Origin of the sequence: Clostridium sp. ATCC BAA-442 (assembly GCF_964239415.1) — a bacterium.
In the GTDB taxonomy this organism is placed as follows: Bacteria; Bacillota; Clostridia; order Oscillospirales; family Oscillospiraceae; genus Flavonifractor; species Flavonifractor plautii.
The window spans coordinates 1-563 of record NZ_CAXSQB010000121.1; the positions used below are offsets into that span (position 1 = coordinate 1).

The window sequence follows — 563 nt, forward strand, 5'->3', positions numbered from 1 at the left end:
CGCTTCTATCAATCAGCCTCATGCTCGTCCTCCTCGTCCATGCGGGCAATAGTATAGCCTTTACACTTAGTTCCTCTTCGGTAGCAAGAGGCCACAGAACACTGTCGAACACCCATTGCTTCGCAAGCTTCTTTTTCGGAGCCAAACACAATCTGCTCATTTCCTTTTGAGAATACATACTTAACTCTATTTGTTTTATGTAGTTTTCGGATATTCTCAATATTTCTTCTTCCTGCTTCGGAAATGTTTACAGCCATTGGAACAAAGCAACACGTTTTAGGACTATACTCCTTCCCGCCGCTTGAAAACAAATCCTTGTCAATCGACATTTTTCCGTTCTTCACCCATTCGGAATACCCCGGAAGCTTCTGAATGTCCTCGTAAAAATTAGACAGGTAAAACCATCTTTCGCAAACGGAGCAATCATTATAAGTCCGTCCTCTTACCCGTTGTAATTGCTCCTCATCATAGCAACGACGCAGCATATCAAACCAAAGAGCGTATACTCGCTTATTCTCTTTGGATGTCGTCCAGCCAGTTGGCATATCATTTATTCCGCCGTA

Annotated in this window: 1 protein-coding gene; it reads right to left on the reverse strand. The window is 43.2% G+C overall.

Annotated elements, in window-relative coordinates:
• Positions 1 to 8: 8 nt before the first annotated feature.
• A partial coding sequence (locus tag ACESY8_RS19750; protein ID WP_498794976.1) for a hypothetical protein occupies positions 9 to 563 on the reverse strand: 555 nt, incomplete at its 5' end.